Raw genomic sequence first — 14,327 nt, 5'->3', positions numbered from 1 at the left:
AATCCGTGGGCCGCCGCCACGCGCCATCCATGGCGCGGGGCGGCTAACCCGGCGTCCTGCCGGGTTACCCACGGATTCAAGCCTGCGTTCGGCCAGCGTGTTTGACGGGGCGCCTAAGATCAAAATCAAGAGCAACAGCAACAGCAACAGCACGGCGGCCTGGTAGCCGACCTGAGTGGTTGGATCAAAAGCGGATACGTGTAGGAGCTGGCTTGCCGGCGATGCAGACACCTCGGTGAATCAGGTACACCGCGTTGATGCCATCGCAGGCAAGCCAGCTCCCACAGTGGGGCTCAGTGTTCTGTCTGGATTATCGCGTCATCGTTGGCGACCATCGCCGGCAAGCCGGCTCCTACAGTGGGTCGCGTTTGCCTTTGCTTTTGCTCCACACCACTCAAGCCGGCTGTCAGGCCGCTGTGCTNNGAACCATAAGCAGCCGTTACGCAAATAACGGATATGTACTCAGCCAACCCCCTCAGCGATGCTGAAACCTGGGCAACGAAGCAATCCGCAATTTAGGCTCCTGCAACCGCGCCAAATCCGCCGCAATCTGCGCCCGCCAAAAATGCGCCCCCGCCAACTGCGCATCCACCCACGCCTGGCGCAACAACACCTTGGCCTTATCCACCGACCCATACTGCGCCTGACGCAACGTCAACTGCGCCTTGATCCGCAGCATCTGCGGCACAAACCAACGCTCCTGGCGGCCCACCGCCAATTGCAGCGTATCCTCCAACACCTCCAAGGCCAGCTTCTCTAGCCCCAGGCGCGCCAGGCCCAATGCGTATTCACAGCGCAACAGGCTATAGAGTTGGCTATCCCCCTGGCCCTGCAATTGCTGCAACGCCTCGCCCAGCTGCGGCACACCTTCTTCCGGCGACCCCTGGCGAATCAGCAGAATGCTCTCGAAGCACAACCGGAATTGCCGCCAAATGTGCAGGTCCTGACGCGTGGTGCTGTCTTGCAGCAAGCTCAAATAATGCCGCGCCTTGGGCAGGTTGGACGCCAGCAACGCCAGCGGAATCGCGCCCAGGCACAGGGTGTACCAGAGCGTCGCCGGGTGATCGAGGGAGATGGCTTCATCCACGCAAGTGCCGATCAAACGCAGCGCCGGATCGACGTCACCTTCGAGCAACATCACCTTGGCCTTCAGGCAGCGCGCCGCGATGCGTTGGTCAAAATGCACGTCGATGATGTGCGAACGTGGCGCCGACGGCGAGCCGAGGGCTTCGTCGATGTTCTGCCGTGCGCCCGCCAGGTCGCCCATGTGGAACAGCGCCACGGCGCGCATGCGTTTGCCCAGCAGGTGCTGGTTGCCGCTGCTGTTGAGGGCGATGTAGCGCTCGGCCAGTTCCAGGGCTTCGGTGTATTGGTTGCAGCCGCAGCGGTCGGTCCACAGGCCCCACAAGGCGCGCAGTTTGTGTTCGGCATCGCCGAGGTCGCGGGCGTCTTCGCGCACCTGGCGCCAGGCTTCGCGCATGGGGCCGCCGGTGCCGTAGGTGAGCATCAGCACACTGGCCAGGGCCGTCTGCAGCAGCATGCGCTGGCGCTGCGGCAGGGGGGCCACGCTGTTGCTCGCCAGGCCTTTTTCGACCCAGGTGCGGCACTCGCTGACCAGCGACAGGCGCAGCCACAGCGGCACGCCGCCCAGGGTCAGTTCGATGCCCAGGGGCAGGTCGCCGGCCAGCGAGAACGCCCAGTCGAGGGCCGAGCGGATGGTGTTGATTTCGGGCCCGTAGAGGGCCAGCCAGGTTTCCGGCGAGAGGCCGTCGAGGGTCTGTCCGGCTTCCTGCAACACGCCCAAGGCGTAGCGCGCATGGCGCTGGGCGGTGAAGTTGGTTTCGCCGTGCTCGGTGAGTTTTTCCTGGGCGTAGGCGCGGGTGGTTTCCAGCAGGCGGTAGCGCTTGAGCAACTGCGATTCGCCGGCGATCAGCAAGGACTTGTCCATCAGGCTTTCGAGCAGTGGCAAGGCGTTACGCGGGTCGAGGCTGCTGCTGGCGGTCATGGCCTTGACCGCGTCGAGGGTGAAGGAGCCTGTGAACACCGCCAGTTGGCGCAGCATCGCCTGTTCGTCGCTGCTGAGCATGGCGTAGGTCCAGTCCAGCGTTGCGCTCAGGGTGCGGTGGCGGGCGAGGGCGGTGCGTCGGGCGGTCATCTGCAGGCGGAAGCTGCCATCGAGCAGCCCGACCAGGTCCTGGATACCAAAGGTGCGCACCCGGGCGGCGGCGATCTCGATGGCCAGGGCATTGCTGTCGAGTTTGCGGCAGATGGCGCTGACCGCCGCCACGTCGGCGTCGTGGAACACGAAATCGGGGTCGAGGGCACGCACGCGTTCCACGAACAGGCGCACGCCGGACCAGGCCAGGGCTTCGTTGGCACTCAGACGCGCGTGTTCGTCCGGCACTTGCAGCGGTGCCAGGTCGTGCACCCGTTCGCCGTCGGCGCGCAGTGGCTCGCGGCTGGTGGTCAGCACGCAGCAGTGGGGTGCGTGGCGCAGCAGGCTTTCCACGGCAGCGGCGGTGGCGGGCAGCACGTGTTCGCAGTTGTCGAGCACCAGCAGCAAGCGGCGCTCGGCGAGGGTGGCGGTGATGCTGTGCAGTGGATCGTCGCTGATGGTCTGGATGCCCAGGGCGCTGGCGAGCATGCCGGCCACCCATTGCCCGCTGGTGGCGGGCGCCAGGTCGACGAAGCAGGTGGCCAGGTCGGCGTCGCTGGCCAGTCGCTGCGCCACGGCCATGGCCACGGTGGTCTTGCCGATGCCACCGGGGCCGGTGAGGGTCACGAAACGCTGGCTCACCACCTGGTCGGCGAGGTTGGCGATCAAGCCGTCGCGGCCGATCACTTCGGCGCAAGGCGTCGGCAGGGCGCTTTCTTCGACGCGCACGTAGGGCACCGGCAAGCTGTCTTCACTGGCCGTTTGCAGCGTTACCGGTGCTACAAAACGATAACCCCGGCCCGGCACGGTAACGATGTAGCTGAAGTTGCCATCGTCACCCAAGGCCCGGCGCAGGGCGACGATTTGCGCACGCAGGTTGCATTCCTCCACCACCACCTTGGGCCAGGCAAAGGAGATCAGTTCGGATTTTTCCAGCAGTTCGCCGGCGCGGGTGGCCAGGGCGATCAGCAGGTACAGGGCGCGGCTGCCGAGGGTGACGGGCTCGCCATTGCGCAGCAATACATGCTGGCGTGCCAGTAACAGGAAGGGGCCAAAGCCAATGGCGCTCTCGGCGGCTGCCGGGGCCAGGGGGTCTGCGTCCATACAGGACACTGCGTGGTTCTTGCTCGAGCTCATCAATTCGTCCTTTTTATAGTCGGGCTTGTTATTGGCGATCAGGCCATTCGCCCTTTTGGGTGCAGATGTGCAGCAGCAGTCTTGGAAAGTTGATGTCGATCAAAAAGTCGGAAGGCCGCCCTCCTTTGGGGCATGGTCGTTTTTATAGGCGTTTCACGGATCGTGTTTCAGGGGATGAGACTGTCTCAGAGCTGAAACATTTTATTACCAGAAACACGGATAAAGCAGAATGTATGCCAGTTGGCATGTAACAAAGATGACAACAACCGCATGAAATTTATGGTGATTTTTGCGGTCGTCGAACGCTCGCAAGCGGCTGCGTTCGGAAAGGCGAATATTTCTAATTGTGTCGTTCGGGATGCCGAATAAAACGGCGGTGGTTTGGCGTCTGTTATTTGGCTGTGTATCGAACTGTATCCACGCCCCATCCTGATACACCGGCATGACGTTCTATCGCGTTCGCGACACAGACCGGATACACGCCTGGCTTTAACTCTGTTCACCAGCCGGCGCCGGCGGTCAACCCCCGTCACACGCGCCCTGGCCACACTCAGTCAAGCCAGGAGATACACCGATGAAGCGTCCTTACGCCGCCCTCGCGGCCACCCTTGCCCTGTCCCTCAGCGCCTTCGCCGCCGTGGCCCACGCCGATGAGGCCAAACCCCAAGAGAAGTGCTTTGGCGTGTCCCTCGCCGGGGCCAACGACTGCGCAGCCGGCAAGGGCACCTCGTGCGCCGGCACCGCCACCGCCGACTACCAGGGCAACGCCTGGGTGCTGGTGGACAAAGGCACCTGCACCCAGATCAAGACCCCCAAAGGCTACGGCAGCCTGACGGAGCAGCCATGAGCCGAGCGGCCCTGGCGGTGCTGATCCAGCGCCTGCTGCCCGAAGCGTTGTTGTTGCTGGTGGCGCGGCTGGGGATCGCGGCGGTGTTCTTTCTGTCGGGGCGCACCAAGGTCACGGGTTTCCTGAACCTCAAGCCGTCGACCTACACGCTGTTCCGCTCGGAATACGCCTTGCCGCTGATCCCGCCCGACTGGGCCGCGCACCTGGCGACCTATGCCGAGCACCTGTTCCCGCTGTTGCTGGTGCTGGGCCTGCTGACCCGCCCGGCCGCCGCCGCGCTGCTGGGCATGACCCTGGTGATCGAGGTGTTCGTGTACCCCGACGCCTGGCCGGTGCACCTGACTTGGGCGGGCTTGCTGTTGCCGTTGCTGGCCTACGGCGGCGGTGCCTGGTCCCTCGACCGCCTGATCTCAGGCCAACGTTCCTCACTGTGATGGAGAGTTCCAATGCGTATGCTTTCTTCCCTGGCCATTGCCATGGCCCTGACGGTTCCTATGTTCGCCCAGGCAGCCGATGCCCCACAGCCTGGCGCCGGTAAAAGCGTGGTGATCGTGCCCGGTTCGTTTGTCGACGGTTCCGGCTGGCGCGTGGTGCACGACATCCTGATTCACAAGGGCTACAAGGTCACCGTGGTGCATCAAGGCCACGAAAACCTCGCCGCCGACGTGGCCGAAGCCCGCGAAGTGCTGGAGCAGCAAGTCGGCCCGGTGGTGCTGGTGGGCCACAGTTCCGGTGGCGGGGTGATCTCGATTGCCGGCGACCGCGACAAGGTCAAGGCGCTGGTCTACGTCTCGGCGCTGCAACCGGAAGTGGGCGAGAACATGGCCCAGTTGATCGGCTCCATGCCGTCGCCCAGCGATGACATCAAGCCGAGCCGCGACGGCCACCTGTTCTTCGACCGCACCAAATTCAACGCCGACTTTGCGGCCGACCTGACCACCAACCGCACCGACTTCATGGCCGCCTCCCAAGTGCCGGCCACCACTGCGCTGTTCGGCGGCACCGTGTGGGCTGCGGCCTGGCACAAGAAGCCGACCTACGCCGTGGTGTCCACCGAAGACCGTGCCTTGAGCCCCGACTTGCAACGCTGGATGTACAAGCGCGCCGGTTCCAAGGTCACCGAAATCAAGGCCAGCCACTCGGTGTACATCTCCCAGCCTGAGGCTGTGGCGAAGGTCATCGAAGACGCGGCCTCCGTCATCAAGTAATTCACCCACCCCCCTGGAGAAACACCCATGAACACTGCACTCAAATCCCGCCTGAGCCTCGCTGCCGCTGCTGCAATGATCGCCATGGCGTCTGCCTCGTTCGCCACTGCTGCCAGCGCCGCCGACCAGGCGGAAAAGCCCGGCCGTTGCTACGGCGTCAACACCTGCAAGGGCACCAGCCTGTGCGCCACGGCCAAGAACGATTGCAAGGGCCTCAACAGCTGCAAGGGCGAAGGCGTGATCGTCAAGACCCCGTCCGAATGCCTCAAGGCGGGTGGCACGTTGACTGAACCTAAATAACGCCTCACCCCCTGTGGGGGCGGGCTCTTTTTGTGGCGAGGGAGCTTGCTCCCGCTGACTGCGCAGCAGTCTCCGGCTTTTTCGGGGGCGCTTCGCACCCCAGCGCAGGCAAGCTTGCTCGCCACAACAAGCCCGCCCCACAGTTTTGATGGAGAGCCTCGAATGTCCATATCCAACCCCCACTTTTCCGGCTACGGCCTGGGGTTGCGCAAGGAGCACTATTGCGACTTCCTGGAAACCTCGGTGCCCGTGGATTTCGTCGAAGTGATCTCCGAGAACTTCATGGTCGCAGGCGGCCAGCCCCGCCATATCCTGCGCCAGGTACGCGAGCGTTACCCGGTGGCGCTGCATGGTGTGTCCCTGTCCATCGGCACCGCCGAAGGGCTGGACACCAATTATTTGCAGCGCCTCAAGTCGTTGGTGGACGAGGTGGAACCGCTGTTCGTCTCCGACCACCTGAGCTGGTCGCGCAGTGCGGGTTTCAATGCCCATGACTTGTTGCCCGTGCCCTATACAGATGAGGCCCTCGACCGGGTCTGCGCCAATATCCATCAGGCCCAGGACGTGCTGGGCCGCACGATGCTGTTTGAAAACCCGTCGAGCTACCTGGCGTTCGATGGCGCGTCCATGAGCGAGTGGGAATTCATCGCCGCCATGGCCAAGCGCACGGGGTGTGAACTGCTGCTGGACGTCAACAATGTGTTCGTCAGTGCCAGCAACCACGGTTTTGACGCCCTGGCGTTTCTGGACGGCATCCCCGTCGAGCGCGTGCGCCAGGTGCATTTGGCCGGGCATAGCCAGGGCCGCGAGCTGTTGATCGACAGCCATGACAGCCCGGTGTGCGCCGGGGTCTGGGAACTGTATGCCGAGGCCATGACCCGGCTCGGTCCCGTGGCCACCATGATCGAGCGCGATGATGAGATTCCGCCGCTCACCGAGCTGCTGCGTGAGTTGTCGAGGGCACGGGCGTTGGGAGCGCAGCGATGAACCTGGCGGAACTGCAACAGGTCTTCAGCCACTGGTTGGTGAGCGCGTCAGATGAGTCTGCGCAGTTGCTCGGCAATAACGCTGCAGGCCTGGCGGTGTACCAGAACAACTACCGCGCCCAGTTGGTGGGCTGCCTGGAACAAGCGTTTCCCCACCTGCGCCGGTGGGTCGGCGAGGAGGCGTTCCTGGCGGCGAGCATCACCCATATCGACAGCCACCCGCCCCATGCCTGGACCCTGGATGCTTACCCGGAAGGTTTCTACGCCACCTTGAAAGACGTGTTCCCGCGCAACCCCGATGTGCATGAACTGGCCTGGATCGAATCGGCCCTGAATGAGGCGTTCGTGGCCGCCGACGCCGAGCCACTTGCCCCGCAGGTGTTGGCCGAGCTGGATTGGGACACGGCCGTGCTGAGCCTGACGCCGTCCCTGCGTTGCCATGGGCTGACGACCAATGCCGAGGCGATCTGGTCGGCGCTGTGGCAGGAAACGCAGGCGCCCGAAGCGGTGATGCTGGAACAGGCGGGTGGCCTGTTGGTGTGGCGTCGCCAATTCACCTCGCGCCTGCGCCAGGTGGATGCGCTGGAACTGGCGGCGCTGCAACAGGTGCAGGCCCACGGCAGTTTTGCCGGGCTGTGCGAGTTTTTGGTGGAACGTCTGGGCGAAGAGGCTGGCGTGATGCGCGCGGGCGAATACCTCGCCACGTGGCTGGGCAGTGAATTGATTGTGGGGGTGAGGGATGTTTGATCGTCGAGGTTTTATGCTGCTGGCGGCGGTAGCGGTGTGCGCGCCGGCGTTTGCCGTGCAAACGGTCAGCACCGATGAACAGGAAATTCTCTACGAGCGTTTCGGGCCGGAAGAGGGGCACGCGATTATTTTGCTGGCGGCCGACACCCAGGTGTTTGCCGCCGTCACTGGGCCTTTGGCGGCCCAAGGGTTTCGGGTGATCGTGCCGTACTTGCGCGACAGTGACGACGGGACACTGGGCCAGGATGTGTTGGAACTGATGAACGCCCTGCATATCCCCGAGGCCGTCCTGGCGGGCGTGGAGCAGGGCGCGCGGGTGGCGGCCAAGGCGGCCACGTTGAAGCCCACCCGCTGCGTGGGGCTGGTCACGCTGAACACGCTACCCCAGCCCGGGTTTGCCGAGGCGGTGGCGCTGATGGCGAAGACCGGGCATTGGCGAACATGAAAATATTGACAGCCAGGCAATAGGCCACTGAAAAAAATCCCGTCTGCCCTTACTCTAGAGGCCTTCGTCACCTGTGTGGATTGTTCATGTCTTCTGTCGCCGATGGGTTGCCCTCCAATAAACGCTTACCGGCCGTGATCGCCCTGTCTTTGGGGATCGGCATGGCAACCCTGGACACGGCGATCGTCAACACGGCGCTGCCAACGCTGGCCGAGGGCATCGGCACCGATTCGGCCTCGGTGATCTGGGTGGTCAATGCCTACCAGCTGGCGATTATCGCCACAGTGCTGCCGTTTGCGTCCTTGAGTGATGTGCTGGGGCACCGTCGGGTGTACCTCGGCGGGTTGTTGCTGTTTATCGTGTCGTCGTTGTTTTGCGGGCTGGCCGGCTCGCTGCTGACCCTCACCGCCGCACGGGTGGCGCAAGGTCTGGGCGCGGCGGCGTTGATGAGCGTCAACACCGCGCTGCTGCGGCACATTTATCCCTCGAAAATGCTGGGGCGCGGCCTGGGCTACAACTCGCTGGTGGTGGGGTTGGCGTTCACGTTGGGGCCGACCGCTGCGTCGGCGATTCTGTCGGTGGCGACCTGGCACTGGTTGTACCTGATCAACGTGCCGCTGGGCCTGCTCGCATTGGGCCTGGGCCTGCGCTCATTGCCGGTGCTGCCATTGACCGGCCACGCGTTCGACCGCTTCGCCGCCGTGTTGTGTGCCGGGTTGTTTGCCTTGCTGGTGCTGGGCCTGGGCACGGCGGTGCATGGTGCGCAGGGCGCCTTGACCCTGGGTTTGATTGCGGTGGCGCTGGTGTGTGGCGTGTTGCTGCTGCGTCGTGAGGCGGGGCACCCGGCGCCGATGTTGGCGGTGGACCTGTTCAAGCGTCCGGTGTTTGCCCTGTCGTCCCTCACGGCGATCTGCGCATTCAGTGCCCAGGGCCTGGCGTTTGTCTCGCTGCCATTTTTGTTGCAGGCAGTGCTGGGCCATAGCCAGGTGGAAACCGGTTTCCTGATGACGCCCTGGCCGGCGGTGGTGGCGGTGATGGCCCTGGTGGCGGGGCGCCTGGCGGACCGGGTGTCCCTCGGCGTGCTGTGCGGCATCGGCCTGTTGATGCTCAGTGTGGGCATGGCTGCACTGGCGACCCTGGGCAGCGGTGCGTCGGCGTTCGATATCGGCTGGCGCATGGCGTTGTGCGGTGCCGGTTTCGGGTTCTTCCAGTCACCCAACCTCAAGGCGATCATGACCAGCGCACCCTTGGCCCGCAGCGGCGGGGCCAGCGGCATCGTGGCGATTTCACGGTTGCTGGGGCAAACGTTGGGCGCTTCGTTGGTGGCGTTCTGTTTCCATTTGTCCCTGGGCAGTGGCCCGCAATACGCGCTGTGGCTGGGCTGCGGGTTTGCCCTGGTGGGCGCGGTGGCGAGCGTTCTGCGTTTGTTGCCGTATGACAAAAAGGCGTGATTGAGCGTTGTAAAACACCGTTCGGGAAGGCTACCGTGGCGACCTGAATATTTCGGGATGTTTCAGATTTATGTCCAGCCTGGTCCAACGCACTGCTGATGTGTCTTCCCGCCGCGCCGCGCTGACCCTGGCTTTATGCTTGCCCAGTGACGTGTTGCTCTACCTGCTGCTGCCCATGGAATCCCAGGCGTTCGGCATCACCCTGGCCCAGGCTGGGGTGCTGCTGGCGGCCAACCGCCTGGTGCGGATTTTCGGCTACCGGCATGTCCTCAACTTTTATGCACGCAACGGTGACCGCCTCACCTGCATGATCGCCGCAGGTGCCGCGACCGTGTGTGCCCTGGGCAACTCGATGCTATCGGGATTCGCGGCACTGCTCTGCCTGCGCCTGATCTGGGGCCTGTGTTTTGCCGCGTTGAACCTGTCGACCCAAGTACTGGCCACCTCAGAACCTGCAGGCGCGGCGCGGAGGGCAGGGCGCTCGCGGGCCATGATCGCGCTGGGGCCGATGCTCGCGCTGCCCTTGGGCGGCTGGCTGACACTGTGGGCGGGGCCGCGTCCGATCTTTCTGATTCTGGCCGGTTGTAGTCTGCTGGGCTTATGGGCGGCCCACGGCCTGCCGCGCACCGGGCATGATCTGCACAGCACCGGGCGGCGCTTCAAATGGCCGGACAGCGTGGCGACCTGGTCGTTTATCGAAGGCGTGGCGCTGGATGGGCTGTTCATTTTTGGCCTGTCGATCCAGGCGCAGAAAATTCTGGGTGGCAACGCGGTGCTGATCGCCGGTGGCTTGATGGCCCTGCGGTATGCCTCGGAAATGCTCCTGAGCCCCCTCGGTGGCCGGGCGGCTCAACGCTTTGGCGCCACCTCGATGCTGCTACTGTTTTCGTTCCTGAGTGCCCTGGCCCTGACCGCGTTTGGCAGTTACTGGGTGATCGTCGGCGCGGCGGCGGTGCTGGTGCTGCGCGCCCTTCAACTGCCGCTGGTGACCACCTTGGTGGCCGAACGCAACCCGGGCTCGATGCGGGTTTCTGCCTTGGCGTCCAACGCGGTGTGGCGCGACGTGGGCGCGGGGCTCGGGCCGCTGCTGGCCGGTTTGTTGCTGCCGGTGGCGTCGGCCCCCTGGGTATTCGGCGTGGCAGGCGCCGCGATCGCACTGAGCGCGGTGTTCTGCTGGCGGGCAAAAGTTTCCCACTGACGATGTGAGGTTGTGTGTGTCCCTTCAAGAAAATTTCGTAAGCGTGCTGGATGAGGCGTATCGACACTGGACCGGCCAGGGACTGCCGGCCCCCGAACACCTGGACCCGCACCAACGCCTGGCCTGGCTGCACGCCGAGGCCCCCTACAGCCTGCTGGCCCACGACGGCGCCGCCGATCCGCTGTTTACCTACGTCAACGCCTGCGCGCTGAGCTGCTTCAAGTACCCGCGTGAAGACTTCATCGGCATGCCGTCGCGCTTCAGCGCCTCGGAACTCGACCGCGCCGCACGCCAGGTGCTGCTGGAACAGGTCACCGCCAACGGCATTGCCGATGGCTACAGCGGCTGGCGGGTGGATGCGCAGGGTGAGCCGTTCATGATCCACGCCGGGGTGGTGTGGACGTTGCTCGATAACGCCGGCCAACCCTGCGGGCAGGCCGCGCTGTTCTGGCCGGATGAGCAACGTATCGGCGTGTTGGCCTAAGCGCTTTTAAAGCGTTCCAGCCAAGCGGGGTCGAACCGGGTTTGCTCGGTGTCGATCCCCAGCGCCTGCAGCTTCGCCTTGTGCGCTTCAAGCTCGCCCACCAACTGCGCCTGGGCGCTGGAGTTGGCATCCAGCGCATGCATCTGCGTCAGCCCCAGGTGATAGAAACGCAGCACCTTGAGAGCGGTCGGGTCGTTGGCTTGTACGCCCTCGGTGACCCGGTGCATCACGTTGGTGATGCTCATCAGGCTGCGCTTGAGTTGCCAGCCATACAACGCCGGCGCCAGCCACGGCTGGTTCCACAGCGGGCCACGCACCAGCGCGACGGTGACCAGCACGCCCGCAAACACACCCCCCACGTTGAAGCGGAAGTTGTCACCCCCGGGCTCCCCAAACAGCATCACCGCCAGGCTCGACAGCAGCATGGCCAGGGCCATGAACACCACGGCGATGATCAGCGTGCTGCGGCGGGTGAGTTGGCGGTAAGTGACGGGGTCGCAAGGTTTGAGTTCGAACATCCGGTTCAGCTCTCCAAGAGGGGCAGGGCGGCATCTTCTCATGCTTACGCAAAAGAGTTGAACGATGGTTCCCGGGGCTTTCTCTAAAACGCTGTAGGCCACCCACTTGAAAGGTGAACCGTCATGCCCGAATACAAACAGCCGCCGCCTGGTACACCCAACCCTGACCGCACACCCGGCGAAGAGGAGCGCGACAACGATGCGTTACGCCCCAATGACCCGGCGGAGCGTCAGGACAACGACGTGGAACAGGTAGAAGAAGACCTGGAAAACCTTCACGACAAGGCACGTCCGTTGTAACGAGAGTGGGGTGTGAGTCTGCCTTGGAAGCGGTCGACTCATACCCCGTCGTTGACTTTACGTTGCGAGACAGCCATACCTGTTTTTTCAGGCTGGCGAAGGTTGATCTGGCAATGGTGCAAGTGGATGCAGACCTGATTACGGATTGGCAAACCTTCCACAGTGTTTTCGCCGAGACGTTCGGATTTCCGGGTTTTTACGGTCGCAACATGGATGCTTGGGTGGATTGTCTTTGTTACCTGGATGACCCTGGCGCAGAAATGTCTTCTGTTCACGTTCAAAGCGGACAAACGCTTTTGTTGGTCATCGAAAATGCCCAGGGCTTCAAACGCCGCTCTCCTGGACAGTTTGAGGCGTTGGTGGAGTGTGCGGGATTTGTGAATTGGCGAATGGTGGTCGCGGGCGGGGCTCCGCTGTTGGCGCTTGCTTTTAATGTTTGAGTGTTCGCATGGAGCTGACTCACTTTGAATGTGCTTTTCATCTGCAGCAAAAACCGCCTACGCAGTCCGACCGCCGAACAGTTGTTTGCGGATTGGTCAGGTATTGAGACGGCATCTGCTGGCGTCAGTAACGATGCAGATGTGCCCGTAAGCCAAGAGCTTTTGGCATGGGCCGAGCTGATTTTTGTGATGGAGCCGATCCATCGGAAAAAACTGACGGCTCGCTTTGCCTCGGAGTTGAAGGGTAAACGTATTGTCTGCCTGCATGTTCCTGATGATTACGAATACATGGCACCGGCTTTGATCAAGCTGCTGGAAGGGAGAGTGGGGCGTTATTTGTCCATATGATGTTATGTCGCCTTCCGGCCAATAGCAGACGACCAATTTCCTGCGCCCCAATATGTCTTGAGAAGGGACATGGATGAAGTGCTATGAGAGGGGCTCTATTTTGATATATCAAGACGGATTTTTGCGCCATCTGGCAACTCGCCGAGTTCCTTGGCCAGGTGTCCTGAAATTGCCACCTGTTCGTGAAGTGAAATCGTCGCTAGGTTGCTCTCTTCATACTGGCCACCTAACACGGCAGGAATTTTCAGGCAGTACTTGTACCCAGGACGAAGCAGGCCGAGTTTATCTCTTGCTTGTTTTACCAATGCCTCCATGTACCAGTCGTACAGAAAATCCTGGTTTTGAGAGAGGGCATCCAGTTCCATGCGATCATTTGCGACTCTATTGCAATAGAGTTCTTCAGGACACAGCCGCCAATAGCTACCTTCGGCGTCTTTGATAATGAGGTTGCCAAAATCATTGTCACCTACCACTTCTACGGGCTTGATTCCTACCCAGCTCCACGCTTTTTCAATTTCTTCAATCAAGTCCATGGGCACCTGTCCTAATGTATTCCAATACGGCTGTCATTGTTCTTTTTTGTGCATCTTCTAGGTAGATTACGTCATTTTTGGGTGACTGCTTCTGGCCGAGAGCAGGCCATTCTGCCTGCCCACTAAACTAGGGATGATTCACTCCCCCGTCTTACTCTCCACGATGATTTGATCATTTGGAACATCCAACTGGCGCTGAAGCCCGCCATCCTTGAAGGCAATAACGGTCGTATTACCAAAGCCCTTGAATTGCACGGTCACACCGGCATAAGCCTTGTAGCCTTCTGGGGCCTTGGCTTCTTTGGCTACCAGCGCATCAGGCATTAGAGCGCTATAAGGTGCTTTCACATACACAGCGGCGTGCTCAATGCGAACCTGTGCCATACGCATCGCGCCATCCATGAGTAGACCTGATACACCGCCTATCGCTAACGGCATCAGCATGACAACGGTGATGCTCACCAAATAAGCATTTTTTTGTTTTCCGGCCTTTCCAGAAATCTGTAATTCGTCTTTCTCGGGAGTGACGATCACAGAATTAAGCAACCGCTCATGCCGGCGGTACTGGGTTCCTGCTGACTTCGCTATGGAATAAAAGATGTAGAGCGCTATCGAGAGCAGCGGCAAATTCCAGTAGGCCGCTATGTCACGTTGTCCAAATACCCATATCAGCACCATAGCCACAAGAGCGAAAGGAATGGCCATCCAATGAAACAGCGCCATTTCATATGCCAGTTCTTTCTTCGTATTGGTTTTTGCCTGTATACGCTTTAATGCGAAGTTGAAAGTTGGTCGTATCACAATAGAAAAAACAATACCAAGCGAGACTAGGCAGCCGACAAACATGGCGTATACAACACCAAAGCAACTCGCGGCCAGCATGAACAATAGTCCGTCCCCTAAGGTCAGACCTTGGGGGAAGTGACCAACCCGTAATGCATAAATGATAACGCAGGCACTACCTAAGGCGATACTTAACTTAAGTGCAGCACCGGTTAGCTTCAAAAGGCTTTCAGCTGTGGACTCAAGCGAGGAAATAACTGTTTTCATAAGCTCACATCTGTGCGGTGGGAATACTAGCCTTTTATAGCTGTCCCGTAGGGTGTCGACGCGATCACTCATAGCTTGAGCAAGTATCTAGTGAGCATTAAATTGCCCCTGTTCTCGCAGAAACAACTGACTGGCTGCTCTTGGCCGATAGCGGTCGGTCTGTAATCGGCCGAAGGGCCA

17 protein-coding genes are annotated in these 14,327 nt (G+C 61.5%); 13 read left to right on the top strand and 4 right to left on the bottom strand.

Annotated features, from left to right (window positions below):
• Window positions 1–475: 475 nt before the first annotated feature.
• A complete protein-coding gene (locus HX803_RS19235; RefSeq protein WP_178922628.1) occupies window positions 476–3,292 on the bottom strand; it encodes a winged helix-turn-helix domain-containing protein in 2,817 nt (938 codons plus the stop codon).
• Between the two features lie 574 nt (window positions 3,293–3,866).
• On the opposite strand from HX803_RS19235, the gene HX803_RS19230 reads away from it, so the two are divergent.
• The 10 genes from HX803_RS19230 (at window position 3,867) to HX803_RS19185 (ending at window position 10,958) form a co-directional block, all read left to right on the top strand.
• Entirely contained in the window at window positions 3,867–4,139 is a 273-nt protein-coding gene (locus HX803_RS19230; RefSeq protein WP_178922626.1) for a DUF2282 domain-containing protein, read from the top strand.
• Complete coding sequence (locus HX803_RS19225) at window positions 4,136–4,573, top strand: DoxX family protein (protein ID WP_178922624.1); 438 nt, start codon at window positions 4,136–4,138, stop codon at window positions 4,571–4,573. Before HX803_RS19230 ends, HX803_RS19225 begins: the two co-directional genes overlap by 4 nt.
• A 12-nt stretch (window positions 4,574–4,585) precedes the next feature.
• Window positions 4,586–5,347, top strand: a complete 762-nt coding sequence (locus HX803_RS19220; protein WP_176995413.1) for an alpha/beta fold hydrolase — start codon at window positions 4,586–4,588, stop codon at window positions 5,345–5,347.
• A 27-nt stretch (window positions 5,348–5,374) separates the two neighbouring features.
• Window positions 5,375–5,647 (top strand): hypothetical protein, encoded by a 273-nt coding sequence (locus HX803_RS19215; RefSeq protein WP_176995414.1) that lies wholly within the window; start codon window positions 5,375–5,377, stop codon window positions 5,645–5,647.
• Between the two features lie 162 nt (window positions 5,648–5,809).
• The gene (locus tag HX803_RS19210) at window positions 5,810–6,634 is read left to right on the top strand and encodes a DUF692 domain-containing protein (protein ID WP_178922622.1); all 825 of its coding nucleotides are present in this window, start codon (window positions 5,810–5,812) and stop codon (window positions 6,632–6,634) included.
• Entirely contained in the window at window positions 6,631–7,380 is a 750-nt protein-coding gene (locus tag HX803_RS19205) for a DNA-binding domain-containing protein (protein WP_178922620.1), read from the top strand. The genes HX803_RS19210 and HX803_RS19205 overlap by 4 nt, the downstream gene beginning before the upstream one ends.
• A complete protein-coding gene (locus HX803_RS19200; RefSeq protein ID WP_178922618.1) occupies window positions 7,373–7,825 on the top strand; it encodes an alpha/beta fold hydrolase in 453 nt (150 codons plus the stop codon). The genes HX803_RS19205 and HX803_RS19200 overlap by 8 nt, the downstream gene beginning before the upstream one ends.
• A gap of 86 nt (window positions 7,826–7,911) precedes the next feature.
• Window positions 7,912–9,276 (top strand): MFS transporter, encoded by a 1,365-nt coding sequence (locus HX803_RS19195; protein WP_178922616.1) that lies wholly within the window; start codon window positions 7,912–7,914, stop codon window positions 9,274–9,276.
• A 70-nt stretch (window positions 9,277–9,346) separates the two neighbouring features.
• Window positions 9,347–10,474 (top strand): MFS transporter, encoded by a 1,128-nt coding sequence (locus HX803_RS19190; RefSeq protein WP_178922613.1) that lies wholly within the window; start codon window positions 9,347–9,349, stop codon window positions 10,472–10,474.
• A gap of 16 nt (window positions 10,475–10,490) precedes the next feature.
• Entirely contained in the window at window positions 10,491–10,958 is a 468-nt protein-coding gene (locus tag HX803_RS19185) for an MEKHLA domain-containing protein (RefSeq protein WP_372339927.1), read from the top strand.
• On the opposite strand, the gene HX803_RS19180 is transcribed toward HX803_RS19185, so the two are convergent.
• Window positions 10,955–11,476 carry a DUF3087 family protein gene (locus HX803_RS19180; RefSeq protein ID WP_178922611.1) on the bottom strand — a complete coding sequence of 174 codons (522 nt, stop codon included), beginning with the start codon at window positions 11,474–11,476 and terminating at the stop codon, window positions 10,955–10,957. The genes HX803_RS19185 and HX803_RS19180 overlap by 4 nt on opposite strands.
• Before the next feature lie 123 nt (window positions 11,477–11,599).
• Here HX803_RS19180 and HX803_RS19175 point away from each other — a divergent pair, with 123 nt between their 5' ends.
• The 3 genes from HX803_RS19175 to HX803_RS19165 are packed head-to-tail and all read left to right on the top strand — an operon-like array spanning window position 11,600 to window position 12,564.
• Window positions 11,600–11,776, top strand: coding sequence for a hypothetical protein (locus HX803_RS19175; protein ID WP_176995421.1), 177 nt, complete (start codon window positions 11,600–11,602; stop codon window positions 11,774–11,776).
• A 23-nt stretch (window positions 11,777–11,799) separates the two neighbouring features.
• Complete coding sequence (locus HX803_RS19170) at window positions 11,800–12,216, top strand: barstar family protein (RefSeq protein ID WP_256732885.1); 417 nt, start codon at window positions 11,800–11,802, stop codon at window positions 12,214–12,216.
• A gap of 24 nt (window positions 12,217–12,240) precedes the next feature.
• On the top strand, window positions 12,241–12,564 hold the full coding sequence (locus HX803_RS19165; protein WP_178922609.1) for a low molecular weight protein tyrosine phosphatase family protein: 324 nt from the start codon (window positions 12,241–12,243) through the stop codon (window positions 12,562–12,564).
• Window positions 12,565–12,659: 95 nt separating this feature from the next.
• Here the strand turns inward: HX803_RS19165 and HX803_RS19160 are convergent, their stop codons facing one another.
• Together HX803_RS19160 and HX803_RS19155 are read right to left on the bottom strand one after the other, a co-directional pair.
• Complete coding sequence (locus HX803_RS19160; RefSeq protein ID WP_178922607.1) at window positions 12,660–13,097, bottom strand: T6SS immunity protein Tdi1 domain-containing protein; 438 nt, start codon at window positions 13,095–13,097, stop codon at window positions 12,660–12,662.
• A 138-nt stretch (window positions 13,098–13,235) separates the two neighbouring features.
• On the bottom strand, window positions 13,236–14,147 hold the full coding sequence (locus tag HX803_RS19155) for a hypothetical protein (RefSeq protein WP_178922605.1): 912 nt from the start codon (window positions 14,145–14,147) through the stop codon (window positions 13,236–13,238).
• Window positions 14,148–14,327: the final 180 nt, after the last annotated feature.

The sequence above is a fragment of the Pseudomonas sp. P7548 genome (assembly GCF_013386585.1).
Classification (GTDB): domain Bacteria; phylum Pseudomonadota; class Gammaproteobacteria; order Pseudomonadales; family Pseudomonadaceae; genus Aquipseudomonas.
This window is presented reverse-complemented; position numbering and strand designations above follow the sequence as displayed.